This window comes from Pseudomonas sp. S1(2024), from assembly GCF_046557535.1.
Map to the genome: position 1 here is coordinate 24,833 of NZ_JBKGFP010000021.1, position 24,707 is coordinate 49,539.

Below are 24,707 nucleotides of genomic sequence, written 5' to 3' on the forward strand. Positions count from 1 at the left end.
GGACTACCGAGCAGAAAAAAATACGAGAAAAATCAAACCCACGCAGGCGAATGGAGTTCGAAGTTAAAGTGATTTATTAAGAGTAAGATTTTTTCGGTATTACCAGAGGGCATCTGCTATCGAATAAAGCAGGGAGGGAAAGGTGGAGAGTCGATCTGTAAGCCGGGTTTTGTCGAGGACAGTCATTCCTCTACGACGGCCATCACTGGACGCCTCTAGCAACCTACCCGGTTCCGACGCGGGCCACGCCTGATGGAACCCTATTTGGTCTTGCTCCGAGTGGGGTTTACCTAGCCACGAACTGTTGCCAGCCGTGCGGTGCGCTCTTACCGCACCTTTTCACCCTTACCGGCACCGAAGTGCTTAGGCGGTTATTTTCTGTGGCACTTTCCGTAGGCTCGCGCCTCCCAGGCGTTACCTGGCACTCTGCCCTATGGAGCCCGGACTTTCCTCCCCCTGCTATTGCGGAACAAAAGCAGGCAGCGACTGTCCGATCGACTCTCCGCCGCCAAGATTAACGGCACGCGCGACCAAGAACAAGCAATACCGGCATTTATATCAATATGCCACTATTCGGCTTTCTGCTTTTCCAGTGCAAGTTGATACAGCAGGTTCTTGCGCACCCCGGTAATTTCCGCAGCCAGCGCCGCCGCCCGCTTGAGTGGCAGCTCGGCCAGCAGCAGGTCGAGCACCCGTTGCGCCTCGGCACTGACCGCCTGTTCGCCCTCCGGCGCACTCCAGCCACCAACCAGTACCACGCACTCACCGCGCTGCTGGTTGCTGTCACCAGCAACGAACGCGCGAAGCTCGGCCAGGGGCAGGCCCTTGAGGGTCTCGAAGGTCTTGGTCAGTTCACGCGCCAACAGCGCCGGGCGCTCGCCACCGAATACCGCCTCCATGTCTTCAAGGCATTCCAGGATACGGTGCGGGGCCTCGTAGAAGATCAGCGTGCGCGGTTCTTCCTTTACCTGCTCCAGGCGCGCCCGCCGTCCCGCCGCCTTGGCCGGCAGGAAGCCTTCGAAGATGAAGCGGTCCGACGGCAGGCCGGCTGCCGACAGCGCGGCGATCAGAGCGCAGGCGCCCGGCACCGGCACCACATTTACCCCCGCAGCACGCGCCTGGCGCACCAGGTGGTACCCCGGATCGGAAATCAGCGGCGTGCCGGCATCGGAAACCAACGCCACGTTCTCGCCCGCCAGCAGCTTGGTGAGAAAACGCCCGCCCTCGTCACGCTCGTTGTGCTCATGGCATGCCGCCAGCGGCGTGTCGATGCCGAAGTGCTGCAGCAGACGGATCGAATGACGGGTATCTTCCGCCGCGATCAGGGCCACGTCCGCCAGCACCTTCAGCGCCCGGGCACTCATGTCGTCGAGGTTGCCGATAGGGGTTGCGACCACATACAGCGTCCCCACCGTGGATTTCGAAGCCCCTGCCACATCAGTCACTGCGCACACCTGTCGTTCGGATCAAAGGCGCCATTGTAGCCCGAGCGCCTGCAACAGGGCGCAAAGAACTTCGCCGGCGACCGATGGCAGGCCTCCTATAGTGAAGGATCGACACGGCAACATCGCGCCCCGGCCATCGCTTGGGTACAATTGCCGGCCACCTTGATCGAGTAACAGGACCTTTACATGATCGCTTGCCTGCGGCTGTTCACAGCCCTCTGCCTTGCTGCCTTGCTGGCAGCCTGCGCCAGCTCGCCCTCATCCAGCCTGGGCGAACTGCCACGCACCCCGGACGCCAGCATCGAGCAACTGCTCGAAAAGGCTGCTTCCAGCAAGTCCGCGGAAGACGCCGCCCTGCTGCGCCTGAGCGCAGCCGACCTGGCCTACAGGCAGAAGGACTTCCCACGCGCCGCACGCATCCTCGAGCAGGTGCCGCTGGACACGCTCAAGCCGGCCCAGCAAGTGTTCGCCAGCACCCTCGGTGCCGAGCTGGCCATGAGCCGCAACCAGCCCAAGGCTGCCCTGGCCGCCCTGGCCCACCCCAGCCTGCAGCGCGTCGCCGAACTGCCGGAAGAACAGCAAGCGCGCACCTACAGCGTGCACGCGGCTGCCCTCGAAGCCGATGGCCAGGCTCTCGCCGCCGCGCAACAGCGCGTGCTGCTGGCCCCGCTGCTCAGCGGCCAGGCCGCCAGCGCCAACAATGACGCCATCTGGGCACTGGTCGCCGCGCTGCCGGCAGAGCAACTGCAGCAGCCTGGCAACGACCAGACCCTTGCCGGCTGGACCAGCCTGGCCTTCGCGGTAAAAAGCGCCGGCACCCTGGAGCAGCAGCAAGCGGCGATCGACGCCTGGGTCAAGCAGCACCCGGACCACCCGGCCGCCCAGCAACTGCCGCAGGCTCTGACCAAGCTCAAGGAGCTGGCCAGCCAACCGCTGACCAAGATTGCACTGCTGCTGCCTCAGGAAGGCCCGCTTGCTGGTGTTGCCCGCGCCCTGCGTGACGGTTTCATGGCTGCACACTTCCAGGCCCAGCAAGCCGGCCAGCAGGCGCCAGCCGTGCAGGTATTCGACAGCTCGCGCATCGGCTCGCTCGACGACTTCTATCGCCAGGCCCAGGCCGCAGGCGTACAGCTGGTCATCGGCCCGCTGGAAAAACCGCTGGTCAAGCAACTGGCTGCCAAGCCACAACTGCCGATCACCACCCTGGCCCTGAACTACGCCGACGCCGGCCAGAAGGCTCCACCGCAGCTGTTCCAGTTCGGCCTGGCTGCCGAAGACGAAGCCCGTGAAGTAGCCCGCCGCGCCCGCGCCGATGGCATGGTCCGCGCAGTTGCCCTGGTACCGAGCGGCGAATGGGGCGATCGCGTGCTTGCCGCCTTCCGCCAGGACTGGGAAGGCAACGGTGGCACTCTGCTCGCCGCCGAACGCATTGCCCAGCCGGTCGCACTGGCCCAGCAGATTGCCGACCTGTTCCAGCTGCGCCAGAGCGAAGGCCGCGCCAAGAGCCTGCAGAGCACGGTAGGTGGCAGCATCGCCGCGCAGCCGTCGCGCCGCCAGGACATCGACTTCATCTTCCTCGCCTCGACCCCGCAACAGGCCCAGCAGATCAAGCCGACCCTGAACTTCCAGTACGCCGGTGACGTACCGGTCTACGCCACCTCGAACCTGTACAGCGCCAGTGGTGACGTCAACCAGTACAACGACATGAACGGTATCCGCTTCTGCGAAACCCCGTGGCTGCTGGACACCAGCAACAGCCTGCGCCAGCAGGTCGTGCAGCAGTGGCCGCAAGCGGCCGGCAGCCTGGGCCGCCTGTATGCCATGGGCGTCGACGCCTACAGCCTGGCGCCGCGCCTGGACCAGCTGAAAGCACTGCCGGACAACCGCGTACTGGGCCTTTCAGGCAGCCTGAGCATGAACGCCAACCAGCGTGTCGAGCGCCAGCTGCCTTGGGCCGAGTTCGTCCGCGGCCAGGTCCAGCGCCTGCCTGACACCGCCCGCTGATGGCAGCAGCGTCGCCCACCAGCGCCGGGCAGGCAGCGGAAGCCCAGGCCCTTGAGTACCTTCAAGGGCAAGGCCTGCAACTGCTGGCGCGCAACTGGCGATGCAAAGGCGGTGAGCTTGATCTGGTCATGCTCGACGCCGATACAGTAGTATTCGTCGAAGTCCGCTACCGGTTGCACGCGGGCTTCGGTGGCGCCCTCGGCAGTATCGACGGGCGCAAGCAGAAACGGTTGGTGCTCGCCGCCAGCCTGTTCCTGCAGAAGGAGCCCCACTGGGGCAACCACCCCTGCCGCTTCGACGTAGTCGCCCTGCAGGGCAGCCACCATGCAGGCAGACCGCTTCAATGGCTGAAAAACGCCTTCGAATGCTGAACCCATTCCGATTTTTTTGCTCTATGTTTCGCGGGCTGGTCGTTGTTGCGCGTAGCAAAGGCCACCGCCCCATTTAAGGTCACCAGATGGACATGCAATCCCGAATTCGCCGGCTATTCCAGGCCAGCATCGATACCAAGCAACAGGCAATGGACATCCTGGCACCGCACATCGAGCAGGCCAGCCTGGTCATGGTCAACGCGCTGCTCAACGAGGGCAAGATGCTCGCCTGTGGCAACGGCGGCTCGGCCGGCGATGCCCAGCACTTTTCCTCCGAGCTGCTCAATCGCTTCGAGCGCGAACGCCCGAGCCTGCCGGCCATCGCGCTGACCACCGACAGCTCGACCCTGACCTCGATCGCCAACGACTACAGCTACAACGAAGTCTTTTCCAAGCAGATCCGCGCGCTGGGCCAGCCCGGTGACGTTCTGCTGGCGATCTCCACCAGCGGCAATTCGGCCAACGTGATTCAGGCGATCCAGGCCGCACATGACCGCGAAATGATTGTCGTAGCATTGACTGGTCGCGATGGCGGCGGCATGGCTTCGCTGCTGCTGCCCGAAGACGTGGAAATCCGCGTGCCTTCGACGGTTACCGCGCGTATCCAGGAAGTCCACCTGCTGGCGATCCACTGCCTGTGTGATCTGATCGACAGCCAACTGTTCGGGAGTGAAGAATGACCCCTACGCGCCTCGGCCTTATGGCCCTGACCCTATGCCTGAGCGTCACTGGTTGCAGCTCGGTGCTGACCTCTACCCGCAATTCGCCGATCGAGGACGATCGCGGAACGCGCACCATCGGCAGCAAGATCGACGACTCGCTGATCGAAACCAAGGCCTCGGTCAACATCGCCAAGGCCAGCCCTGACCTGGACAAAGGTTCGCACATCGTTGTCAGCAGCTACAACGGCATCGTCCTGCTGGCCGGCCAGACACCGCGCGCCGACCTCAAGAGCCTCGCCGAGCAGACTGCCAGCCAGGTACAGCGCGTCAAGAAAGTGCACAACGAGCTGCAGGTGATGCAGCCCTCCTCCATCCTGGCGCGCAACAACGACGCCTGGCTGACCACCAAGATCAAGACCCAGATGCTGACCGACAATGCCGTGCCCAGCTCGCGCATCAAGGTAATTACCGAGAACGGCATCGTTTACCTGCTTGGCCTGGTGACCCAACAGGAGGCCAACTCGGCCACTGCCGTGGTACAGGGCGTTTCGGGTGTGCAGAAGATCGTCAAGCTGTTCGAGTACATCGACTGATTCACTGATTACCTGCACCGGCCTCTTCGCGGGTAAACCCGCTCCCACACGAATCTCACAGCGTTCGAGGCTTGTTGTATTCCTGTGGGAGCGGGTTTACCCGCGAAAAATCAAGCACAAACGGCCAGCACAAGCAACAACACTGCCCCACGTTTCAGAAAACCCAGGAAACACCGCATGAAAAAGCTTCTGCTGCCTGCCCTGCTGTTCGGCACTTTCGCCACCCTGGCCGGCTGCTCTACACCAAGCCTGATCACCCTCAACGATGGCCGTGAAATCCAGGCCGTCGACGTACCGAAGTTCGACCGTGACGCCGGCTTCTATGAGTTCCAGCAACTCGACGGCAAGCGTACCCGCATCAACAAGGACCAGGTACGTACCATCAGCGACCTGTAAGCAGGGCTGGCGTAATTAAAAAAAGGCGATCCGGTTGGATCGCCTTTTTTATTACTTGACCACTTTCAGACTTGGTCGACCAGTCGGGCGTGGCGGCTGGCCACCCCCCTCTGGCGGGCCATCGTCATCGGGCTGCACATCATCATCTTCCTGCTCATCGTCCTCCATCGAGGACGACTCCAGCTCGAAGACCATACCCTGGCCATTCTCGCGGGCGTAAATACCCAGGATGGCGCCAACCGGCACGTACAGCGAGTGAGCCACACCACCGAAGCGGCCCTCGAAGCTGACCGCGTCGTTGTCCATGTGCAGGCTGCGCACGGCACTTGGCGAGATGTTCAAGACGATCTGGCCATCACTGGCGAAACCGTCCGGCACCTGGACCTTCGGGAATTCGGCATTGACCAGCATATGGGGCGTGCAATCGTTGTCGACGATCCACTCGTACAGTGCTCGAACCAGATAGGGGCGACTGGAGTTCATCAACGGCTCCTTAAAGCTTGCGCATTTCACGTTCTACAGAGGACAGGCTCGCCTGGAAAGGCTCGCGGGCGAACTGCCGCTCCATGTAATCCAGCAGCGGCTTGGCTTGCCGCGGCAACTCGATACCCAACACCGGCAGACGCCAGAGGATGGGCAGTAGACAACAATCGACCAGGCTTTGCTCCTCACTCATGAAGCAGGCGTACTCGCCGAACAACGGCGAGACCCCGGTCAGGCTCTCACGCAATGCCTTGCGCGCTTCGGTTCGGGCAGCCTCGCTACTGCGCGGATCGAGCACGGTATCGGCCAGGGAGCACCAGTCGCGCTGGATGCGGTGCATCAGCAAGCGACTGTTCCCCCGCGCAACCGGGTACACCGGCATTAGCGGCGGATGTGGATAACGCTCCTCGAGGTACTCCATCACCACGGTCGATTCATACAGCGCCAGGTCACGGTCGACCAGGGTCGGCACGCTGCCGTAAGGATTCACCTCGACCAGCTTGGGCGGCAGTCGACCGGGATCGACATCGATGACCTGCACGCTGATGCCCTTCTCGGCCAGCACGAGGCGTACCCGATGAGAATAGTAATCAGCGGGGTCGGAATAGCAGGCTAACCTGTTGGTTGCGCCCATGTAGCGCCTCCTCGTACGGGATGCTTGTAAAACTGTAAATGAAAACGCGCCCGTGGGGACCTGGCAGATCTGCCAGGCCACCACGGGCGCGTTCAACAACCAGAAACTACTGCGTGATCAGTGCACGTCCTTCCAGTATTCACGCTTGAGCAAGTAGGCGAATACGAAGAAGAAAGCCAGGTACAGCAACACATAGGTACCGATGCGCTGGCTTTCCAGTTTGACCGGGTTGGCCGAATAGGCCAGGAAGGTCACCAGGTTCTTGACCTTCTCGTCGAACTGCTCGGTCGTCAGGGTACCGGAATTCGGCGTAATGGTCAGCTGGTCGCAGGCTTCATGAGTCAGCGGGCTACCAGTCAGTGGGTCGAATTGCTTCTTGCCATCGGTCACGGTCTGCACCTGCTTGCAGCCAACCACCTGGTTACCCTGCAAGCCGACCAGCACGTTAGGCATGCCGACGTTCGGGAACACCTTGTTGTTCACCCCATAAGGCCGCGACGGGTCCTCATAGAAGCTGCGCAGGTAGGTGTACAACCAGTCGGTACCACGCACTCGGGCCACCAGGGTCAGGTCGGGCGGTGCAGCGCCGAACCAGGTCTTGGCGTCACTGGGCTTCATGCCGATCTGCATGTGGTCACCGATCTTGGCACCGGTGAACACCAGCTTCTCGAGCATCAGCTCGTGGGGGATGCCCAGGTCATCAGCAACCCGCTCGTAACGCTGGAACTTCGCGCTGTGGCAACCCATGCAATAGTTGGCAAAGGTACGCGCACCGTCCTGCATGGCGGCCTTGTCGCTCAGGTCGATGTCGACCTTGTCCAGCTCCAGGCCCGTTTCGGCAGCGAAGGAAAAGGCAGGCATCACTGCCAGCAAAAATACTGCAATCAACTTTTTCATCAGCCAGTCACCCTTTCCGGAACCGGTTTGGTCTTCTCGAGCCTTGTGTAGAACGGCATCAGCAGGAAGTAGGCGAAGTACAACACCGTGCACACCTGCGACAGCAAGGTACGCCCAGGTGTCGGCGCCAGCACGCCCAGTATGCCGAGGATGACGAAGGCCACACAGAACACCAGCAGGAAGAGCTTGCTGATCCAGCCCTTGTAGCGCATGGAGCGGACCGGGCTGCGGTCGAGCCAGGGCAAGACGAACAACACGGCAATGGCCGCACCCATGGCAATGACGCCCATCAGCTTGTCAGGCACCGCACGCAGGATCGCGTAGAACGGCGTGAAGTACCACACAGGCGCAATGTGCTCGGGGGTCTTGAAGGCGTTCGCCTGCTCGAAGTTAGGTTTCTCCAGGAAGTAACCGCCCATTTCCGGGAAGAAGAACACCACGGCGCAGAACACGAACAGGAACACCACCACGCCGACAATATCCTTGACGGTGTAGTACGGGTGGAACGGGATACCGTCCAGCGGGATACCGTTTTCGTCCTTTTTCTTCTTGATGTCGACGCCATCGGGGTTGTTCGAACCCACTTCATGAAGGGCGAGGATGTGCAGGACCACCAGGCCGAGAATCACGATCGGCAAGGCAACCACGTGCAGGGCGAAGAAGCGGTTCAGAGTGATACCCGAGATCAGGTAGTCACCACGGATCCACTGGGTGAGGTCGCCACCGATCACCGGAATGGCACCGAACAGCGAGATGATCACCTGGGCACCCCAGTACGACATCTGGCCCCACGGCAGCAGGTAGCCCATGAAGGCTTCGGCCATCAGCGCCAGGTAGATCAGCATGCCGAACAGCCACACCAGTTCACGCGGCTTCTGGTAGGAACCGTAGAGCAGGCCGCGGAACATGTGCAGGTAGACGACGATGAAGAACGCCGATGCACCGGTGGAGTGCAGGTAGCGCAGGATCCAGCCGTATTCCACATCCCGCATGATGTACTCGACCGAGGCGAACGCCTCTTCTGCCGAGGGCGTGAAGCTCATGGTCAGCCACACACCGGTGACGATCTGGTTGACCAGCACCAGCAACGCCAGCGAGCCGAAGAAGTACAGGAAGTTGAAGTTCTTGGGTGCGTAATACTTGCTCAGGTGGTCTTCCCACATCTTGGTCGCGGGGAAGCGAGCATCAATCCAGTCCATGAACTTGCTCATCATGCGTTCTCCTGGTCAACGCCGATGACGACGATCTCGTCCGACTCGTAAGAGTGCGGTGGCACGGGCAGGTTGAGTGGCGCCGGCTGCGACTTGTAGACACGGCCGGCCAGGTCGTAGTGGGAACCGTGGCACGGGCAGAAATAGCCACCGACCCATTTCGGGCCAAGGTCGGCGGGTGCGACTTCCGGGCGGAAGGTGGGCGAGCAGCCCAGGTGTGTGCACAGGCCAACAAGGATGAGGATTTCCGGCTTGATCGAACGAACCTGCGGATCGACGTAGGTGGGCTGCACCGAGGCCTTGGACTCGGGGTCAGCCAGATCACCTACGACCTTTTTCAGGTTACCGAGGATCTCGTCCGTTCGCCGCACGATGAACACTGGCTGACCGCGCCACTCGGCCACCATCTGCTGCCCGGCCTCGACCTTGGCGATATTGACCTTCACCGGTGCACCCGCGGCTTTCGCCTTGGCACTGGGAAACCATGACCCCACGAACGGTACCGCAGCCCCCACTGCCCCCGCCGCCCCGACTACGGATGTCGCGGCTACGAGGAAGCGGCGCCGGCCTGCGTTGACGCCGTCATTGCTCATTCAGTCCTCTCCCATCAGCTTGCTTGACCAGTTGGACCTGGCCTGTACTTAGGTAATGTCTGTGGCACTAAAAATTGGCCGCCATGGTAAGAAACAAATCCACACACTGACAAGGTGATTACCCGGGGAACGGGCTATAACCCTCGCTTTGCTTGATCTGCGTCTATGCGGCAAGTCGTCACGGACATGCTGACAGGTTAGTTCAAGACATAAAAAAAGCCCGGTTCCAAAGAACCGGGCTTTTTTCGACTGCCGAAGCGGTATTAACGCTTGGAGTACTGAGGACGCTTACGCGCTTTACGCAGACCCACTTTCTTACGCTCGACTTCACGAGCGTCGCGGGTGACGTAGCCAGCACGACGCAGAGCGCCACGCAGGGTTTCGTCGTATTCCATCAGAGCGCGGGTGATACCGTGACGGATCGCACCGGCTTGACCGCTGACACCACCACCGGAAACGGTGACGTAGATGTCGAACTTCTCAACGGTTTCGGTCAGCTCGAGCGGCTGACGAACAACCATGCGAGCGGTTTCGCGACCGAAGAACACGTCCAGAGAACGGTTGTTGATGGAAATGTTACCAGTACCCGGACGCAGGAATACGCGAGCGGTTGCGGTCTTGCGACGGCCAGTGCCGTAGTTTTGAGTCGCCGACATAATGAACTATCCCGTTAGATCTTCAGTTCTTGAGGCTGCTGAGCAGTGTGTGGGTGAGCAGCACCCGCGTACACTTTCAGCTTGCGGTACATGTCGCGACCCAGCGGGTTCTTCGGCAGCATGCCTTTGACCGCAGTTTCGATAACACGCTCAGGGGCCTTGGCGATCAACTTCTCGAAGTTGATTTCCTTGATACCGCCCGGGAAACCGGAGTGGGAGTAGTACATCTTGTCGGAAGACTTGGCACCAGTCACACGAACCTGCTCGGCGTTGATAACGACGATGTAGTCGCCGGTGTCAACGTGAGGGGTGTATTCTGGCTTGTGTTTGCCACGCAGACGGCTAGCGATTTCGGTAGCCAGACGACCCAGGGTCTGGCCAGCGGCGTCGACTACGAACCACTCGCGCTTTACTGTTTCCGGTTTAGCAGTAAAAGTTTTCATTCTCTAAAGCCTCAGAGGCCGCCCAGCGAAAAATAGACGGCGAATCTTACTGGATAGTGCACAGCTTGCCAAGGGCAAGCGCGCAGCCGAACGCTGACGCTTTTGGGGGCTCGGGTCAGGCACGCCAATGTTCGACGGGGTTCTTCCTGCGTGGTGGTGCATCACTTCCGCCACACGGAGAGGTGCCGAATTATCCAGATTGCGCGAAAAATTTCAACCTGCTTTGATGGGCTTCTTTGCCAAGGAGTGTCTATCCGATGGAATACCGCCAGCTCGGCCGTACCGACCTCAATGTCAGTGCCCTGTGCCTTGGAACCATGACCTGGGGCGAGCAGAACGTTCAGGCCGAGGCCTTCGAGCAGATTGCCCGGGCCAAGGCCGCCGGGGTCAACTTCATCGACACCGCCGAAATGTACCCGGTGCCGCCCCGCCCCGAAACCTACGCCGCCACCGAGCGCATCATCGGCAACTGGTTCCGTGACAATCGCGATCGCGACGACTGGGTGCTGGCCAGCAAGGTCGCCGGCCCCGGCAACGGCATCAGCCACATTCGCGACGGCCAGCTCAAGCACAACCGCCAGCATATCGTCGCGGCGCTGGACGAGAGTCTCAAGCGCCTGCAGACCGACCGCATCGACCTGTACCAGCTGCACTGGCCCGAGCGCAGCACCAACTTCTTCGGCAAGCTAGGCTACCAGCATTTGCCACAAGACCACTTCACCCCGCTGGAAGAAACCCTCGAAGTGCTCGACGAGCAGGTACGCGCGGGTAAGATCCGCCACATCGGCCTGTCCAACGAAACGCCGTGGGGCACCATGAAGTTCCTGCAACTGGCTGAAAGCCGCGGCTGGCCGCGAGCGGTATCGATCCAGAACCCTTACAACCTGCTCAACCGCAGTTTCGAGGTGGGCCTTGCGGAAGTGGCCATCCGCGAGCAATGCGGCCTGCTGGCCTATTCGCCGCTGGCGTTCGGCATGCTCTCCGGCAAATACGAGAACGGCGCACGCCCGGAAAACGCACGCCTGACCCTGTTCAGCCGCTTTGCCCGTTATTCCAACCCACAGACCGTGGCGGCCTGCAGCCGCTATGTGCAGCTGGCCCGCAAGCACGGCCTGGACCCGGCACAGATGGCCCTGGCGTTCGTTACCCGGCAGCCGTTCGTGACCAGCAATATCATTGGCGCGACCAGCCTCGAACAGCTGGACAGCAACCTTGCCAGCCTCAAGCTGAGCCTGAGTGATGAACTGCTGGCGGCGATCGAGGCGATTCACCAGGAGCAACCGAACCCGGCGCCTTGAGCCGGACCCTGTGCTGGTTTCTTCGCGGGCTCGCCCGCTCCCACAGGGACCGTACACAGTTCAGGGCCTATGCAGTACCTGTGGGAGCGGGCGAGCCCACGAAGAAGCACGCGCGGTCCGGCAGGCTAGACACAATCGCCAAAAAATAAGACGATCCAGCCGGTGATTGACCACTCTACCCTATAAGAACAATGACAATGATGTTTACCCAACCCTCCGCGTCGCTGCGGCGCGTCAGCATCCTGGCCATTGACAAGGTGTTCGCTTCGACCTTGATGCAGGCCAAGGATTTCTTCCACCTCGCCAGCTTGCGCTACAGCAAGCAACTGGGCCTGGGCCTGCAGCCCATGTTCGAGATTCGCCTGGTGAGCCCGGACGGCCAGCCCGTGGACAGCTTCAGCAATGTGCAGTTGCCAGTCGAAGGCGGCCTTGACGACGCAGACGTGATCATCCTTCCGGCCTTCTGGGATGACTTCGACAACCTGCTGCAACGTTATCCACAGGTACTGCCTTGGCTGCGTGAACAGCATGCCCGTGGCTCGGTGCTGTGCGCCGAGGCCAGTGGCGTATTCTGGCTGGCCGAGTCCGGCCTGCTCGATGGCAAGGAAGCGACCACCTACTGGCGCTTCTTCAACAGCTTTGCCGAACGCTTCCCGAAGATCCGGCTGAACCAGGACAAGCATCTGACCGATGCAGACAACCTCTATTGCGCCGGCGGGACCACTTCAGCCTGCGACCTGTACATCTACCTGATCGAACGCTTCTGCGGCGCCAACGTGGCCCGCGCCGTGTCCCGCGACATCCTCTACGAAGTGCAGCGCAATTACACCCCGGGACGCATGGGCTTTGGCGGGCAGAAGCTGCACCAGGACCTGATCATCCTGCAGATACAGCACTGGCTGGAAGAACACTTCGCCGACAAGTTCCGCTTCGAGGACGTGGCTCGCAACCACGGCATGAGCATTCGCAATTTCATGCGGCGTTTCCAGAGCGCTACGGGTGACAAGCCGCTGCACTACCTGCAACGGTTGAGGATCGAGACGGCCAAGGGCTTGTTGTCGAGCACGCGCAAGAGCATCAAGACCATCAGTTATGAGGTGGGCTATGACGATGCCAGTTTCTTTGCGCGGCTGTTCCGTCAGCATACCGAGCTGTCGCCGAACCAGTATCGGCAGCAGTTCATGCAAGAGGCTTGAGGCCAATGGGGCTGCCCTGCAGCCCATCGCGACACAAGGCCGCTCCTACAGGGAATCGCTTAATCCTGTAGGAGCGGGCCTGTGTCGCGAAAGGGCCGCAAAGCGGCCCCGGCAATTTCAAGGCTTGTGCGCCCGCGCCAGGAACTCGTGCGACTGCATCTCCAGCAAGCGGCTAAGGGTACGCTGGAACTCGAAGGCCAAGCGCCCACCGGTATACAGGTCCTTCAGCTCCACCTCGGCCGAGATGATCAGCTTGACGTTGCGGTCGTAGAACTCGTCCACCATGTTGATGAAGCGGCGGGCGATGTCGTCGGTGGTGACGCCCATCTGCTCCACGTTGCTCAACAGCACGGCATGGAAGATCTTGCCCAGTTCGATGTAGTCGTTCTGGCTACGAGGGCCGTCGCACAGAGCGCGGAAGTCGAACCAGGCCACGTCGTCACAGGTAAGCAGGGCATTGATCGGGCGATTCTCGATCATCAGCACGTCGTTCTGGACCGCCTGGGTGCACTCGGGGGTCAGTGCCTTGAAGCTTGCGCGCAGGCTCTGGTGAGCCGCTTCATCGAGCGGGTAATGGTAAAGCTCGGCCTGCTCCAGGTGACGCAGGCGGTAGTCGACCCCGCTGTCGACGTTCACCACCTCGGTGTACTGCTTGATCATGGCGATGGCCGGCAGGAAACGCGCGCGCTGCAGGCCGTCCTTGTACAGGCCGTCCGGCACGATGTTGGAGGTAGCCACCAGCGATACGCCGTTCTTGAACAACTCTTCCATCAGGGTGCCGAGAATCATCGCGTCGGTAATGTCCGACACGAAGAATTCGTCGAAACAGATGACCTTGGCTTCTTCGCTGAAGCGCTTGGCAATGATGGTCAGCGGGTTCTTCTCGCCCTTGAGGGTTTTCATTTCCTCGTGCACACGCTTCATGAAGCGGTGGAAGTGCGTGCGCATCTTCTGCTTGAACGGCAGCGCCTCGAAGAAGGTATCGACCAGATAGGTCTTGCCGCGCCCTACCCCACCCCAGAAGTACAGGCCCTTGACCGGGGTCTGCTCCTTCTTGCCGAACAGCTTGCCGAACACACCCGGCTTGTTGTTCTGCGCGTGTACCAGGTCATCGTACAGGCGCTGCAGGTGACGCACCGCAGTTTCCTGCGCCGCGTCATGGAAGAAGTCGGGACGTTTCAGATCTGCTTGATATCGTTCTAGGGGCGTCATGATTCGTTAGCGGGGCAACAAAAAACGGGCCGTCACTGTAGCGACAGGCCCGCTTAATGGCAATCAGTCTGTGGGAGCGGGCGTGCCCGCGAACACCGGCAAAGCCGGTGCCATGCAACGCGGCGCCTGTTTCGCCGGCACGCCCGCTCCCACAGTTTCACCATCTTCAGTCCGGTTGTGGCGCAAGCGCTGCACGCAGGCTTTCGATGGCCGAATCACGGGCTTCGGCGCTGTCGAACTGCGGCCCCTCGGCAACCTGTTCACCGTTCAGCCACAGACCGAAACCCAGGCCTTCGACGCGTACATCCGCCTCGCCACCTTGCTGCAGCTGCTTGCTCACGGCGCCGGCGCTCTTGCCGTCGGCGAAGCTGCGCGACAGCAGCAGTTGCTCGCCATCAGCGGCAAGCAGGCGGAAGCGGAAGCTGCCGTCTTCATCGCGGAAGCTGACGAAACGCGCACTCTTGGCGGCCTTCTTCTTCACTTCGGTGCTGGCCTGCACGCTGCTACGGAACGAACGCAGGCCAACGGCCTCGCGCAGCTGCTCGAGGAATGGCGTGGCGATCTTGCGAGCCTTGGCAGCGCCGGCCAGCAGGATGTCTTCCAGGTCCGCCGGGCGGGCGATCAGCTGGTGGTAGTACTCGCGCTTCTCGGCCAGCTGGCCGTCCAGCAGCTGGAACAGCCGCTGCTTGGCCTCGCCCCAGCCCAGGCCCTGCAGCAGCTCTTCACGGAACTCGGCGCACTGCGCCGGCGTCGAGAAGGCCTGGAACAGGGTGAACAGGTGAGCGTTGTCCGGGTCTTTCGCCTCGCCAGGCGCACGCGAGTCGGTGACGATGCGCGAGATGGCGTCTTTCATCTCCTTGGCGCTGGTGAATAGCGGGATGGTGTTGTCATAGCTCTTGGACATCTTGCGCCCGTCCAGGCCCGGCAGGGTCGCGACGCTCTCCTCGATCACCGCTTCCGGCAGGGCGAAGAAGTCCTTGCCCTGGCCGAACAGGTGGTTGAAGCGCTGACCGATGTCGCGGGCCATTTCCACGTGCTGGATCTGGTCACGACCGACCGGCACCTTGTTGGCATTGAACATCAGGATGTCCGCAGCCATCAGCACCGGGTAGCTGTACAGGCCCATGGTCACGCCGGCATCCGGGTCTTCGCCATTTTCCAGGTTCTTGTCCACCGAGGCCTTGTAGGCGTGTGCACGGTTGAGCAGGCCCTTGGCGCTGACGCAGGTCAGCAGCCAGGTCAGCTCGGGGATTTCCGGGATATCGGACTGGCGGTAGAAGGTCACCTTGTCCGGGTCGAGGCCACCGGCCAGCCAGGTGGCGGCGATTTCCAGGCGCGAACGCTGGATGCGCAGCGGGTCGTCGCACTTGATCAGGGCGTGGTAGTCGGCCAGGAAGTAGAACGAGTCGACACCGGGCTGCTGGCTGGCACGGATCGCCGGGCGGATGGCGCCGGCGTAGTTGCCCAGGTGCGGAGTGCCGGTGGTGGTGATACCGGTGAGAATGCGCGTGGTCATGGGTGTTCGCTTATTCAGGCTTGGCTCAGTTCGAAAGGCGCGGCAGCAGCAGATCCTTCAGATCGGTCAGCTTGCCATGGAAGAAGTGTCCGCATTCTGCCACTTTCAGCAGCTCATGGGGGCGCGACAGGCTGTCGGACCAATCGTAAACCAGCTGCGGCGCGACGACTTCGTCGGCGTCCGGCTGCACCACGGTGATCGGGCAGCGCTGCGGCAGCGGGAAATCCGCCGTCAGGCGCATGACCGCCGGGGCGATCATGAACAGCTGTTGCAGCTCTACTCCGGCAGCTTCCAGGCGGCCGGCCAGGCTGGTGGCGACGAAGCCGCCGAACGAGAAACCCATCAGCACCAGCGGCAGGCCCAGGTGCTTTTCGCGCAGCCAGGCCGCAGCGGCTTCGGCATCAGCCACCTCGCCAGCGCCCATGTCATGGGTGCCTGCGCTCTGCCCGACGCCACGGTAGTTGAACCGCAAGGTCACGTAGCCGGCGTCACGGGCGGTGCGTTGCAAGGTCGAGACCACCTTGTTGAGCATGGTGCCGCCCTGGACCGGGTTGGGGTGGCAGATCAGCACCGCGCCACGTGCATTGGCCACGTCCAGGTACAAGGCTTCCAGCTGGCCGCTGGGGCCATCGATGAACAAGGGGGTTTCGCGGACAAGCAAGGCACTACTCCGTGACCTCGGAAGGGGTCGATTCGTCTAGATGAGGAATTCTGTTCTGATTTGCGATCGCTCGCGGTATACAGCGCAGGTCTGAGCCGTTAACGTAAAGCAAAGCCGTTTATAGAGGAAGGACTCGTGGAACTCTCGCTCCTTGTTTGGTTGTTGCCGACCCTGGCCCTGGTCATCGGCGTGGTGGTTGGGTTCGTCGTCGCTCGCCTGCTGCCCAATGCCGCGCCGAGCAGCACCCAGCGTCAACTGGATGATATCCAGAAGCGCTTCGACAGCTATCAGAACGAAGTGGTTACTCATTTCAACAGCACGGCCGTGCTGGTCAAGAAACTGACCCAAAGCTATCAGGACGTGCAGGACCACCTGGCCGAAGGCGCCAACAGCCTGGCCCTGGACGACGTCACTCGCCAACGCTTGCTGGCAGCCCTGCACTCCGAGGCAGCGCAAGGCCCACGCGACCGTTTGACCCCGCCGAAGGACGCCGAAGTGCCACGCGACTACGCGCCGAAAGCACCGAACTCGCCGGGCATGCTCGACGAGAGCTACGGGCTCAAGCGCTGATCTGCAGAAAATGACAAAGGCCTCGCAAGAGGCCTTTTTCATGGGCTGGATTCACTGGCCTCTTCGCGGTGGCCTCTTCGCGGGTGAACCCGCTCCCACAGGGGCGGCGCAGGTTTCAAATACTGCGCCTGACCTGTAGGAGCGGGTTTACCCGCGAAGAGGTCGGCCCAGGCAACCTAGCTGCAGGCCTGCAATGCCTGCTCGACATCCGCCAGCAGGTCCTCCACGTCCTCCAGCCCCACCGACAGGCGCACCAGCCCCTCCGATATCCCGTGATGCGCCCGCTCCTTCGCGGTATAGCTGGAGTGCGTCATGCTCGCCGGATGCTGCGCCAGCGACTCGGCATCGCCCAGGCTCACCGCCCGCGCAAACAGTTGCAGGGCATTCATGAATCTGCGCCCGGCCTCGATCCCCCCCTTGAGCTCGAAGGCGATCATCCCGCCCGGCAAACGCATCTGCCGCTGCGCCAGCTCGTACTGGGCAAACGACGGCAAACCTGGGTAGTGAATCAGCTCCACCTGCGGCTGCCGAGCCAGAAACTCCGCCACCTGCTGGGCATTGGCGCAATGTCGGTCCATGCGCAGGGCCAAGGTCTTGATACCGCGCATCAGCAGCGCCGCATCGTGGGGTGACAGCACCGCCCCGGTCATGTCCTTCAGCCCTTCCAGGCGAATGCGGTCGACCAGCGCCTTGCGCCCCACCACCAGACCGGCAGTGATATCGCCGTGGCCACTCAGGTACTTGGTCGCCGAATGCACCACCAGGTCCGCTCCCAGCTCCAGCGGCCGCTGCAGGTAGGGCGTGCAGTAGGTGTTGTCGACCACGACATGCACATCATGCCCGCGCACCGCCTCGGCCACCGCGGCGATATCCACCAGCTGCATGTTGGGGTTGGCCGGCGTTTCGAAGTAGATCATCCGCGTCTTGCTGTTGATCGCCGCTTTCAGGGCCTTGGCATCGTTCAGGTCGACATGGCGGATTTTCACGCCGAATTCGCCAATGCCATGGTGCAGGAAAGCAAAAGTGCAGCCGTACAATGTGCGCCCGACGATCAGCTCATCACCAGGGCGCAACAGGGTCCAGATCGTCGAGGTGATGGCCCCCATGCCCGACGCCAATGCCAGCCCCGCCTCGCCGCCCTCCAGCGAGGCCATGCGCTGCTCCAGCAGAGCCAAGGTAGGGTTGGAAATGCGGCTGTAGAAATGCCCCGGCTCCTCCCCGGCGAAGCAAGCAGCACCGTATTCGACTGTGGGGAAGGCATAGGTAGCGGTCTGGTACACCGGCGGCACCAGGGCGCCACCGTGGGAAAGCGGATCGTAGCCATGGTGAATGGCCCGCGTGGAAAAACCGGTGTTGTTATGGGAGTCGCGCATGGCAACAGCCTCTTGTGGTTTGCTATAAGCTTATGCCACCGAGCTGCCCGATTTTTTCCAAAATGGCCCACGCATACGCGTGCTTGTTGGAACAAAAATAATAATTACCGGACCAGGAGGGCAAAACATGCCTTCAAGCCTCGACCGCACCGACCGCGCCCTGCTCGCTGCCCTGCAGGACAATGCCCGCCTCACCGTTGCCGAACTTGCCGACCAGGTAGCGCTAACCACCTCGCCATGCTGGCGGCGGGTCAAGTTGCTGGAGGACAACGGCTACATCACCGGCTACCAGGCCATCCTCTCGCCCAAGTCACTGGGGTTTGGCGTCACCGCGTTCGTCAGCATCATGATGGACTCGCACACCAAGGACATGGCACTGGCATTCGAACAGCGGCTGATGGAAATTCCCGAGATTGTCGCCTGCCACAACATCTCCGGGCGCTATGACTTCTTGCTGGAGATCCTGGCGCGGGATTTGGAGTCGTTTGGCGAGTTCACCCGGGAAGTGCTGCAGCGGTTACCGGGGGTGAAGGAGATCTATTCGAGTTTTTCGTACAAAGCGGTGAAGGAAAAACGGGTGATACCGGTGTCGGAAAAACATATCTAGGACAGGTCTTTCAGCACGCCAGGAACGGTCCTACTGATTACCGAACCGCAGCCGACATACAGCGAGTTACATTTACGGAAAGCTAGCCCATGTAGCGATCAGGAGAACCTACATGGCTAAAGACAACGCATATTATCTCGATGAAGCGCTATACATCAGTGCGCAGCCACCAACGGGCATTGAGCTGCATTATATTGGCGGTGGTGGTGGGCCGGGGGGAGGTGGCTGGGGGCTTAGCGACGGGTATCCTCGCGGGACCAGTCCAACCAAAAGCGATATTGCACGCGTAATTTCCACTCGAAAGGTGTTCGCAGAGGAATACCATATCGTTGAAAAAGATTATTTGGAAAAATACCGTCAAGAGACGAACCAGCTGCCAAGCACAATTGCAGCATTGAAGTCCCAAATAAAAGCGGAAGCGAGCCAGGCAGGCGCCCCTCTGACAGCGGCATCAGCCGAGCAGGTCATTCTCACCACACGCATCAATCAGATGCGTGATCTTTATCTACAGATCCTGCCCGACGCCAACAGTTATTTCGGTGCACCCGCGTTCTATAAACGCGGTGATTCAATGATGAGCCGATTTCTCGACCCGGGCTTTTTCGCCGCAACAACGGGTGAAGAACTGGGGGCAGAATGGGGCGCCAAACTGCACAGTTCATGGGATGGCGCCTATCGCCTGCATCTTGAAGCACTCAAGATTCAGGCACTGGCAGATGACCTGGAAAGCCTGGCAACACAAGTGGATCAGGATGAGCTGAGTCATCGGCCAATGGACTTGTCGCAGGCCATTGCCCGAAGAACAGCGCAAATCCATGCAGAGCGGCAAATTCATTTCAACTGCTTGCCCAGTGTTATTCAGCACGAGTTGGGGCAGACAGTCATTGACGACGCACTCTCGCTCGTTCAGGCACTCAGTGCTTATCTAGCCACTGCTGTTGCCCTGATCCAGGGCAAACAATCGCAAATCCCGTCATACCCGGACCAAAACCCTCAAATCAACGGCCCTCTGTCAAAGCCGCAACTCGAAGGGCTTCTGCACCTCGTGGATGAGCAGCGGTTACGGCGTGCCGGTCCACGCTGGAAGGAGTATCACCAGGCGCTTGCTCTGACCGAATCGATCCGGTTTCTGGGTGTCTACACAAGTGCCACGCAAAACCTGGTGCAGCGCGCCGTTGAGGTAGAGAGCCTGCAAGGGCAACTCGCCGCACAAGAAGAAGCTGCGCGCCAGCAGGCCGAAGCCGAGCAACAATGGCAGGAGGCTATACGCCAGCGCGTGTGCTATAACCACCAGGCGCAGTTTGCAGGATCAGCGCCAGCCGTAATCCCCATCGGCGCTGCAACCTTTGCAATTGCCGAAACATCGTACACAGCATTGAGCAAAGCAATAACTTCGGCGATCAGTCGTCTGGTTGCTGTTTCTCTTCGCTCGCTTTCCGTTGGCACCCTCGCAATGGCCTGGCCATCGACACTGGGCAACAGCGAACGCCACTACCTCATTAGCACCCCACTATCCAGCCTGGTACCGCCTGACGGGCCAGACATTGCCGCGCTGGCCGCAACATCCACCAGTATCGACTTACCGTATCTCATGGCAGGGGCCGAAAGCGAAGACACCCTAGACCTGTATGTGGTGCCAGGCGGCAAACCGGTAGCGGTTCGTGCAGCAACGTTCGACACGGAACGGCAGGTGTACAGCCTGGCGCTGGACAATCCTCAGCGGATTCTGACGTGGACACCTGCCAGTGCTCCGGGTGGTGAGCAAGGAAGTTCCACCAGCCTTCCGCAACTACCCCCAGGCACCATCGTCTATGCCGGTAGCAGCCTGAACCCTGTGAATAACGAACAGGAAGGCTACCCCGCGCTTGATCTGCTGGATCAGGAACGGCTGATCATTACCTTCCCCATGGACTCGGGATTACCGCCTATTCTGGTGGTGTTCAAGAGTCCGCGATATGAGCCAGGTATTGTCATGGGCTCAGGGGCGGAGATCGATGGCATCTGGCTTGGGGACATAACCAGAGGGGCCGGAGCAAAAATCCCGACACAAATTGCAAATGCGCTGAGGGGAAGAGAGTTTCGAGACTTCGATGAGTTCAGAACCGCATTCTGGAAGGCGTTATCCGATACCCCAGAGCTTTCTAGCCAATTCAATGATGCAAACAAGAGTCTCATCGCCAAAGGGCGCGCGCCCAGAGCGCGTGACAAAGATCACCACAAAGGTCACGCAACCTTCATACTCCACCACGTGATTCCAATTTCCGAGAGCGGGGCTGTATACGACGTAGACAACTTAAGAGTAGTTACACCAGCGGCGCATCATGCCATTCACTATGGGGCCTCCGAATGACTCAAAAAGCCACGATCTCCGAATATACAGAACTTGACTTCTTGAATTTCATCAAATCAATAATCAACCCACCAGACAACATAAGCGATCAAGAACTTGATGCACAAATCATGGCATTCAAGACTCTGAGCGAACACCCCAACGGGTCAGACCTAATTTATTGGCCTGAAGCAGACGGCCTTGACACGCCTGAAGAAATTCTACGCATAATAAAAGAGTGGCGTGCAGCCAACGGCAAGCCAGGATTCAAACCAGAATGAATTCGACACCCCGCTCACGCGGGGTGTACCACCAAAGCGCAACTCAGTAAAAATTTCCAAACATCCACAGGAAGGCTGCGCCAAGCGCGTTTTGGGCAATGGCCGCAACGGTCGCCTATTTACCGACCAGTATCTCAAGGCCGCTGGCTTTGGCGGCTATAAATAGCAGGATAAAAAAACCCGCCGAAGCGGGGTTTTTCTTGCAGGCAGCCTGGCGCTTAGATCGCGCCACGCTGACGCAGCACGTCCAGCACCTGCTTCACGCCCTCATCCACGCTCGTGGCCTGGGTATCGATCACAAGGTCGGCATCCAGCGGCACATCGTACGGGAAGCTTTCGCCCGGGATGTTGTCGCCACCAGCAGCGTACAAGCCTTGCGGGTCACGCTCACGGCAGGCCAGCGGCGAGGCCTGGACGTAAACGGTCACCAGGCGCTCCTTGCCGATCAATGCCTTGGCCTGTTCGCGGCCTTCTGCATCCGGGGCCACGAACGCGGCCAGAGTCAGCAGACCGGCTTCGTTGAACTGGCGCGCCACATGGGCGGCGCGGCGCCAGTTCTCGGTGCGGCCGGCACGGTCCTGCGGCAAGCCCTTGTTCAGGTCATGGCGCAGGTTCTGGCCGTCGAGCACGTACACTGCACGGCCCATGTCGAACAGCTTGCGCTCCACGGCGTAGGCCAGGGTGCTCTTGCCAGCGCCGGACAGGCCACTGAACAGCACGGTGGCAGGCTGCTGGCCGAAGCGCAGGGCGCGCTCTTCGGTGGCCACATGGCACAGCTTGCCATGATGGCCGGTGCTGCCGTGCGGCAGGACTGGCGGAGCGATGATCATGCCGGCGCCGACCGTGCCGTTGGTCAGCCGGTCGATGACGATGAACGCACCGGTGGTGCGGTTGCTTTCGTAACCGTCCAGGGCAATCGAGGCGTCCAGGGACACCTTGACGCGGCCGATCTCGTTCAGTTGCAACGCGCTGGCAGCGCCCTGCTCCAGGGTGTTCACATCGACCTTGTGGGTGATGCTGGCAATCGAGCCCGGCACGTAGCTGGTGGCGCGCTTGATGTCGTATTTCTTGCCCGGGAGCATCGGCTCCTCGGCCATCCACACCAGCATGGCGTCGAACTGGTCGGTGACCGGCGGGACGTTGTCGGCATGCACCAGCAGGTCGCCACGGGAGATGTCGATCTCGTCTTCCATGGTCAGGGTCACGGCCTGGCCAGGGCCTGCGTTTTCCAGCTCGCCTTCGTAGGTGACGATGGACTTGACGCGGCTGCTCTTGCCCGACGGCAGCACGACGATTTCATCGCCCTTGTGCACCACGCCGCTGGCGATGGTGCCGGCGAAACCGCGGAAGTTCAGGTTCGGGCGGTTGACATACTGCACCGGGAAGCGCAGGTCGGTGAAGTTGCGGTCGGCCGACACTTCGACGGTTTCGAGGATTTCCATCAGCGTCGGGCCGGCATACCACGGCGAACGCTCGCTGTGGTTGACCACGTTGTCGCCCTTGAGCGCCGACATCGGCACGAAGTGCAGGCTGCTCGGCACCAGGTTGATGGCTTCGGCGAACTTCAGGTAGTCGGCCTTGATCGATTCGAAAACGCCCTGATCGAAGCCCTTGAGGTCCATCTTGTTGACCGCGACCACGATGTGCTTGATGCCCAGCAGCGAGGCAATGTAGCTGTGGCGGCGGGTCTGGGTCTGCACGCCGTAGCGGGCATCGACCAGGATGATCGCCAGGTCGCAGGTGGACGCGCCGGTAGCCATGTTGCGGGTGTACTGCTCGTGGCCCGGGGTGTCGGCAATGATGAACTTGCGCTTGGCGGTGGAGAAATAGCGGTAGGCGACATCGATGGTGATGCCCTGCTCGCGCTCGGCCTGCAGACCGTCGACCAGCAGCGCCAGGTCGACTTCCTCGCCGGTGGTGCCGACCTTTTTCGAATCGCGGGTGATAGCCTCGAGGTGGTCCTCGTAGATCATCTTCGAGTCGTGCAGCAGGCGCCCGATCAGGGTGCTCTTGCCGTCATCCACGTTGCCGCAGGTGAGAAAACGCAGCAGTTCTTTGCGCTCGTGCTGAGCCAGATAAGCGAGGATGTCTTCGCTGATCAAATCGGATTGGTGCGACATGGAGTAACCCTGAAAATTAGAAGTAGCCCTGACGTTTCTTGTCTTCCATGGAACCGGCGCCATCGTGGTCGATGACTCGGCCCTGGCGCTCGGAAGTGCGCGTCAGGAGCATTTCCTGAATGATGTCGGTGAGCGTCTCGGCTTCCGACTCGACAGCGCCCGTGAGCGGGTAGCAGCCAAGGGTACGGAAACGCACCTTTTTCTTGACGATGCGCGCTTTCTCTTCATCGGTGAGATGTTCGAGGATGCGCTCGTCGTCGATCATGATCAGGGTGCCGTTCTTCTCGATGACTTCACGCTCGGCGGCGAAGTACAGCGGCACGATCGGGATGCCTTCGAGGTAGATGTACTGCCAGATGTCCAGCTCGGTCCAGTTCGACAGCGGGAAGACGCGGATCGACTCGCCCTTGTTGACCTTGCCGTTGTACACGTTCCACAGTTCCGGGCGCTGGTTCTTCGGGTCCCAGCGGTGCTTGCTGTCACGGAACGAGTAAACGCGCTCTTTGGCCCGCGACTTCTCTTCGTCGCGGCGAGCACCACCGAAGGCGGCATCGAAACCATGCTTGTCCAGCGCCTGCTTCAGGCCCTGGGTCTTCATGATGTCGGTGTGCTTGGAGCTGCCATGGGTGAACGGGTTGATGCCCTGCGCCACACCCTCGGGGTTGACGTGGGTGATCAGCTCCAGGCCCATTTCCTCGACCATCTTGTCGCGGAAGCTGTACATCTCCTGGAATTTCCACTGGGTGTCGACGTGCATCACCGGGAACGGCAACTTGCCTGGGAAAAAGGCCTTGCGCGCCAGGTGCAGCATCACGGCGGAATCCTTGCCGATCGAGTACAGCATCACCGGGTTGTCGAACTCGGCGGCCACCTCGCGGATGATGTGGATGCTCTCCGCCTCCAGCTGTTTCAAGTGCGTCAGTTTGTCGACCATGGCTACTCACGAAAAACGATCTTATGGACGGCCTGCGGGCCGTGTTCGAGCGAGCCACTTTATCACAGCGGCTGCTTCTATTTAGGAGGCCGGCTAGATCGAAAAAGTCTAACGATATGACTGGGGGTTTGGGCTGGAATAGGGGCCGCTCTGCGGCCCTTCGCGGGCACGCCCCCCCCCCCCCACGTCCCACCCCACCCCTTTTGGGGGGGGGGACTACCA

Annotated in this window: 25 protein-coding genes and 1 other RNA gene; 11 read left to right on the forward strand and 15 right to left on the reverse strand. The window is 60.8% G+C overall.

What is annotated here, in order from left to right; translation table 11 throughout:
- Positions 1-142 precede the first annotated feature (142 nt).
- Positions 143-502: RNase P RNA component class A (rnpB, locus tag ACLCGK_RS08915), an RNA gene on the reverse strand.
- A gap of 67 nt (positions 503-569) precedes the next feature.
- Positions 570-1,445, reverse strand: coding sequence for a 16S rRNA (cytidine(1402)-2'-O)-methyltransferase (rsmI, locus tag ACLCGK_RS08920; RefSeq protein WP_024087707.1), 876 nt, complete (start codon positions 1,443-1,445; stop codon positions 570-572).
- Positions 1,446-1,631: 186 nt separating this feature from the next.
- Between rsmI and ACLCGK_RS08925 the strand changes: the two genes are divergently transcribed.
- From ACLCGK_RS08925 to ACLCGK_RS08945, 5 genes are all read left to right on the forward strand, one after another.
- A complete protein-coding gene (locus tag ACLCGK_RS08925; protein ID WP_410951841.1) occupies positions 1,632-3,449 on the forward strand; it encodes a penicillin-binding protein activator in 1,818 nt (605 codons plus the stop codon).
- On the forward strand, positions 3,449-3,820 hold the full coding sequence (locus tag ACLCGK_RS08930; protein WP_410951842.1) for a YraN family protein: 372 nt from the start codon (positions 3,449-3,451) through the stop codon (positions 3,818-3,820). The genes ACLCGK_RS08925 and ACLCGK_RS08930 overlap by 1 nt, the downstream gene beginning before the upstream one ends.
- Before the next feature lie 86 nt (positions 3,821-3,906).
- Positions 3,907-4,500, forward strand: coding sequence for a phosphoheptose isomerase (locus ACLCGK_RS08935; RefSeq protein ID WP_012274070.1), 594 nt, complete (start codon positions 3,907-3,909; stop codon positions 4,498-4,500).
- Entirely contained in the window at positions 4,497-5,075 is a 579-nt protein-coding gene (locus tag ACLCGK_RS08940; protein WP_023662826.1) for a BON domain-containing protein, read from the forward strand. The genes ACLCGK_RS08935 and ACLCGK_RS08940 overlap by 4 nt, the downstream gene beginning before the upstream one ends.
- 177 nt (positions 5,076-5,252) lie before the next feature.
- Positions 5,253-5,471, forward strand: coding sequence for a YgdI/YgdR family lipoprotein (locus ACLCGK_RS08945; RefSeq protein ID WP_003260792.1), 219 nt, complete (start codon positions 5,253-5,255; stop codon positions 5,469-5,471).
- 51 nt (positions 5,472-5,522) lie between these two features.
- Here ACLCGK_RS08945 and ACLCGK_RS08950 read toward each other — a convergent pair whose 3' ends face one another.
- The 7 genes from ACLCGK_RS08950 to rplM all read right to left on the reverse strand — a co-directional run bounded on the left by ACLCGK_RS08950 (position 5,523) and on the right by rplM (position 10,388).
- The gene (locus ACLCGK_RS08950; protein ID WP_410951843.1) at positions 5,523-5,954 is read right to left on the reverse strand and encodes a ClpXP protease specificity-enhancing factor; all 432 of its coding nucleotides are present in this window, start codon (positions 5,952-5,954) and stop codon (positions 5,523-5,525) included.
- A 10-nt stretch (positions 5,955-5,964) separates the two neighbouring features.
- Positions 5,965-6,588, reverse strand: coding sequence for a glutathione S-transferase N-terminal domain-containing protein (locus ACLCGK_RS08955; protein WP_410951844.1), 624 nt, complete (start codon positions 6,586-6,588; stop codon positions 5,965-5,967).
- 117 nt (positions 6,589-6,705) lie between these two features.
- Complete coding sequence (locus ACLCGK_RS08960) at positions 6,706-7,485, reverse strand: cytochrome c1 (protein WP_013974125.1); 780 nt, start codon at positions 7,483-7,485, stop codon at positions 6,706-6,708.
- Positions 7,485-8,696 carry a cytochrome b gene (locus tag ACLCGK_RS08965; protein ID WP_003260795.1) on the reverse strand — a complete coding sequence of 404 codons (1,212 nt, stop codon included), beginning with the start codon at positions 8,694-8,696 and terminating at the stop codon, positions 7,485-7,487. The genes ACLCGK_RS08960 and ACLCGK_RS08965 overlap by 1 nt, the downstream gene beginning before the upstream one ends.
- Entirely contained in the window at positions 8,696-9,289 is a 594-nt protein-coding gene (gene petA / locus ACLCGK_RS08970) for a ubiquinol-cytochrome c reductase iron-sulfur subunit (protein WP_015271723.1), read from the reverse strand. The genes ACLCGK_RS08965 and petA overlap by 1 nt, the downstream gene beginning before the upstream one ends.
- Positions 9,290-9,552: 263 nt before the next feature.
- A complete protein-coding gene (rpsI, locus tag ACLCGK_RS08975; RefSeq protein WP_003260797.1) occupies positions 9,553-9,945 on the reverse strand; it encodes a 30S ribosomal protein S9 in 393 nt (130 codons plus the stop codon).
- A gap of 14 nt (positions 9,946-9,959) precedes the next feature.
- A complete protein-coding gene (gene rplM, locus ACLCGK_RS08980) occupies positions 9,960-10,388 on the reverse strand; it encodes a 50S ribosomal protein L13 (RefSeq protein WP_003260798.1) in 429 nt (142 codons plus the stop codon).
- Between the two features lie 257 nt (positions 10,389-10,645).
- Here rplM and ACLCGK_RS08985 point away from each other — a divergent pair, with 257 nt between their 5' ends.
- On the forward strand, positions 10,646-11,686 hold the full coding sequence (locus ACLCGK_RS08985; RefSeq protein WP_410951845.1) for an NADP(H)-dependent aldo-keto reductase: 1,041 nt from the start codon (positions 10,646-10,648) through the stop codon (positions 11,684-11,686).
- 275 nt (positions 11,687-11,961) lie between these two features.
- Positions 11,962-12,882, forward strand: a complete 921-nt coding sequence (locus ACLCGK_RS08990) for a GlxA family transcriptional regulator (RefSeq protein ID WP_169774643.1) — start codon at positions 11,962-11,964, stop codon at positions 12,880-12,882.
- A gap of 117 nt (positions 12,883-12,999) precedes the next feature.
- On the opposite strand, the gene zapE is transcribed toward ACLCGK_RS08990, so the two are convergent.
- From zapE to ACLCGK_RS09005, 3 genes are all read right to left on the reverse strand, one after another.
- Entirely contained in the window at positions 13,000-14,094 is a 1,095-nt protein-coding gene (gene zapE / locus ACLCGK_RS08995) for a cell division protein ZapE (RefSeq protein ID WP_013974130.1), read from the reverse strand.
- Between the two features lie 166 nt (positions 14,095-14,260).
- Positions 14,261-15,610: a tryptophan--tRNA ligase gene (locus ACLCGK_RS09000; RefSeq protein WP_003257163.1), complete on the reverse strand. Its 1,350-nt coding sequence runs from the start codon at positions 15,608-15,610 to the stop codon at positions 14,261-14,263.
- A 25-nt stretch (positions 15,611-15,635) separates the two neighbouring features.
- Entirely contained in the window at positions 15,636-16,271 is a 636-nt protein-coding gene (locus ACLCGK_RS09005) for an alpha/beta hydrolase (RefSeq protein ID WP_410951846.1), read from the reverse strand.
- Between the two features lie 135 nt (positions 16,272-16,406).
- Between ACLCGK_RS09005 and ACLCGK_RS09010 the strand changes: the two genes are divergently transcribed.
- On the forward strand, positions 16,407-16,841 hold the full coding sequence (locus tag ACLCGK_RS09010; protein WP_003257164.1) for a YhcB family protein: 435 nt from the start codon (positions 16,407-16,409) through the stop codon (positions 16,839-16,841).
- Between the two features lie 176 nt (positions 16,842-17,017).
- Here the strand turns inward: ACLCGK_RS09010 and ACLCGK_RS09015 are convergent, their stop codons facing one another.
- Positions 17,018-18,214, reverse strand: a complete 1,197-nt coding sequence (locus ACLCGK_RS09015) for a methionine gamma-lyase (protein WP_410951847.1) — start codon at positions 18,212-18,214, stop codon at positions 17,018-17,020.
- 127 nt (positions 18,215-18,341) lie between these two features.
- On the opposite strand from ACLCGK_RS09015, the gene ACLCGK_RS09020 reads away from it, so the two are divergent.
- The 3 genes from ACLCGK_RS09020 (at position 18,342) to ACLCGK_RS09030 (ending at position 21,431) form a co-directional block, all read left to right on the forward strand.
- Complete coding sequence (locus ACLCGK_RS09020; RefSeq protein ID WP_016488989.1) at positions 18,342-18,821, forward strand: Lrp/AsnC family transcriptional regulator; 480 nt, start codon at positions 18,342-18,344, stop codon at positions 18,819-18,821.
- A 112-nt stretch (positions 18,822-18,933) separates the two neighbouring features.
- On the forward strand, positions 18,934-21,171 hold the full coding sequence (locus ACLCGK_RS09025; RefSeq protein WP_410951848.1) for an S-type pyocin domain-containing protein: 2,238 nt from the start codon (positions 18,934-18,936) through the stop codon (positions 21,169-21,171).
- Positions 21,168-21,431, forward strand: coding sequence for a bacteriocin immunity protein (locus ACLCGK_RS09030; protein ID WP_015271731.1), 264 nt, complete (start codon positions 21,168-21,170; stop codon positions 21,429-21,431). Before ACLCGK_RS09025 ends, ACLCGK_RS09030 begins: the two co-directional genes overlap by 4 nt.
- A 218-nt stretch (positions 21,432-21,649) precedes the next feature.
- Here ACLCGK_RS09030 and cysN read toward each other — a convergent pair whose 3' ends face one another.
- Together cysN and cysD are read right to left on the reverse strand one after the other, a co-directional pair.
- Positions 21,650-23,551 (reverse strand): sulfate adenylyltransferase subunit CysN, encoded by a 1,902-nt coding sequence (cysN, locus tag ACLCGK_RS09035; protein ID WP_054573306.1) that lies wholly within the window; start codon positions 23,549-23,551, stop codon positions 21,650-21,652.
- 16 nt (positions 23,552-23,567) lie between these two features.
- A complete protein-coding gene (gene cysD, locus ACLCGK_RS09040; protein WP_013974136.1) occupies positions 23,568-24,485 on the reverse strand; it encodes a sulfate adenylyltransferase subunit CysD in 918 nt (305 codons plus the stop codon).
- Between the last annotated feature and the right edge of the window lie 222 nt (positions 24,486-24,707).

Coding starts and splice junctions, on each gene's coding strand:
- ACLCGK_RS08940 (WP_023662826.1), top strand. CDS start 4,497: ATGACCCCTACGCGCCTCGGCCTTATGGCCCTGACCCTATGCCTGAGC.
- rplM (WP_003260798.1), bottom strand. CDS start 10,388: ATGAAAACTTTTACTGCTAAACCGGAAACAGTAAAGCGCGAGTGGTTC.
- ACLCGK_RS09020 (WP_016488989.1), top strand. CDS start 18,342: ATGCCTTCAAGCCTCGACCGCACCGACCGCGCCCTGCTCGCTGCCCTG.
- ACLCGK_RS09000 (WP_003257163.1), bottom strand. CDS start 15,610: ATGACCACGCGCATTCTCACCGGTATCACCACCACCGGCACTCCGCAC.
- ACLCGK_RS09025 (WP_410951848.1), top strand. CDS start 18,934: ATGGCTAAAGACAACGCATATTATCTCGATGAAGCGCTATACATCAGT.
- petA (WP_015271723.1), bottom strand. CDS start 9,289: ATGAGCAATGACGGCGTCAACGCAGGCCGGCGCCGCTTCCTCGTAGCC.
- cysD (WP_013974136.1), bottom strand. CDS start 24,485: ATGGTCGACAAACTGACGCACTTGAAACAGCTGGAGGCGGAGAGCATC.
- ACLCGK_RS08990 (WP_169774643.1), top strand. CDS start 11,962: ATGCAGGCCAAGGATTTCTTCCACCTCGCCAGCTTGCGCTACAGCAAG.
- ACLCGK_RS09015 (WP_410951847.1), bottom strand. CDS start 18,214: ATGCGCGACTCCCATAACAACACCGGTTTTTCCACGCGGGCCATTCAC.
- ACLCGK_RS08955 (WP_410951844.1), bottom strand. CDS start 6,588: ATGGGCGCAACCAACAGGTTAGCCTGCTATTCCGACCCCGCTGATTAC.
- ACLCGK_RS08950 (WP_410951843.1), bottom strand. CDS start 5,954: ATGAACTCCAGTCGCCCCTATCTGGTTCGAGCACTGTACGAGTGGATC.
- ACLCGK_RS08925 (WP_410951841.1), top strand. CDS start 1,632: ATGATCGCTTGCCTGCGGCTGTTCACAGCCCTCTGCCTTGCTGCCTTG.
- ACLCGK_RS08960 (WP_013974125.1), bottom strand. CDS start 7,485: ATGAAAAAGTTGATTGCAGTATTTTTGCTGGCAGTGATGCCTGCCTTT.
- ACLCGK_RS08935 (WP_012274070.1), top strand. CDS start 3,907: ATGGACATGCAATCCCGAATTCGCCGGCTATTCCAGGCCAGCATCGAT.
- ACLCGK_RS09030 (WP_015271731.1), top strand. CDS start 21,168: ATGACTCAAAAAGCCACGATCTCCGAATATACAGAACTTGACTTCTTG.
- rpsI (WP_003260797.1), bottom strand. CDS start 9,945: ATGTCGGCGACTCAAAACTACGGCACTGGCCGTCGCAAGACCGCAACC.
- ACLCGK_RS08985 (WP_410951845.1), top strand. CDS start 10,646: ATGGAATACCGCCAGCTCGGCCGTACCGACCTCAATGTCAGTGCCCTG.
- ACLCGK_RS08965 (WP_003260795.1), bottom strand. CDS start 8,696: ATGAGCAAGTTCATGGACTGGATTGATGCTCGCTTCCCCGCGACCAAG.
- ACLCGK_RS08930 (WP_410951842.1), top strand. CDS start 3,449: ATGGCAGCAGCGTCGCCCACCAGCGCCGGGCAGGCAGCGGAAGCCCAG.
- cysN (WP_054573306.1), bottom strand. CDS start 23,551: ATGTCGCACCAATCCGATTTGATCAGCGAAGACATCCTCGCTTATCTG.
- ACLCGK_RS08945 (WP_003260792.1), top strand. CDS start 5,253: ATGAAAAAGCTTCTGCTGCCTGCCCTGCTGTTCGGCACTTTCGCCACC.
- zapE (WP_013974130.1), bottom strand. CDS start 14,094: ATGACGCCCCTAGAACGATATCAAGCAGATCTGAAACGTCCCGACTTC.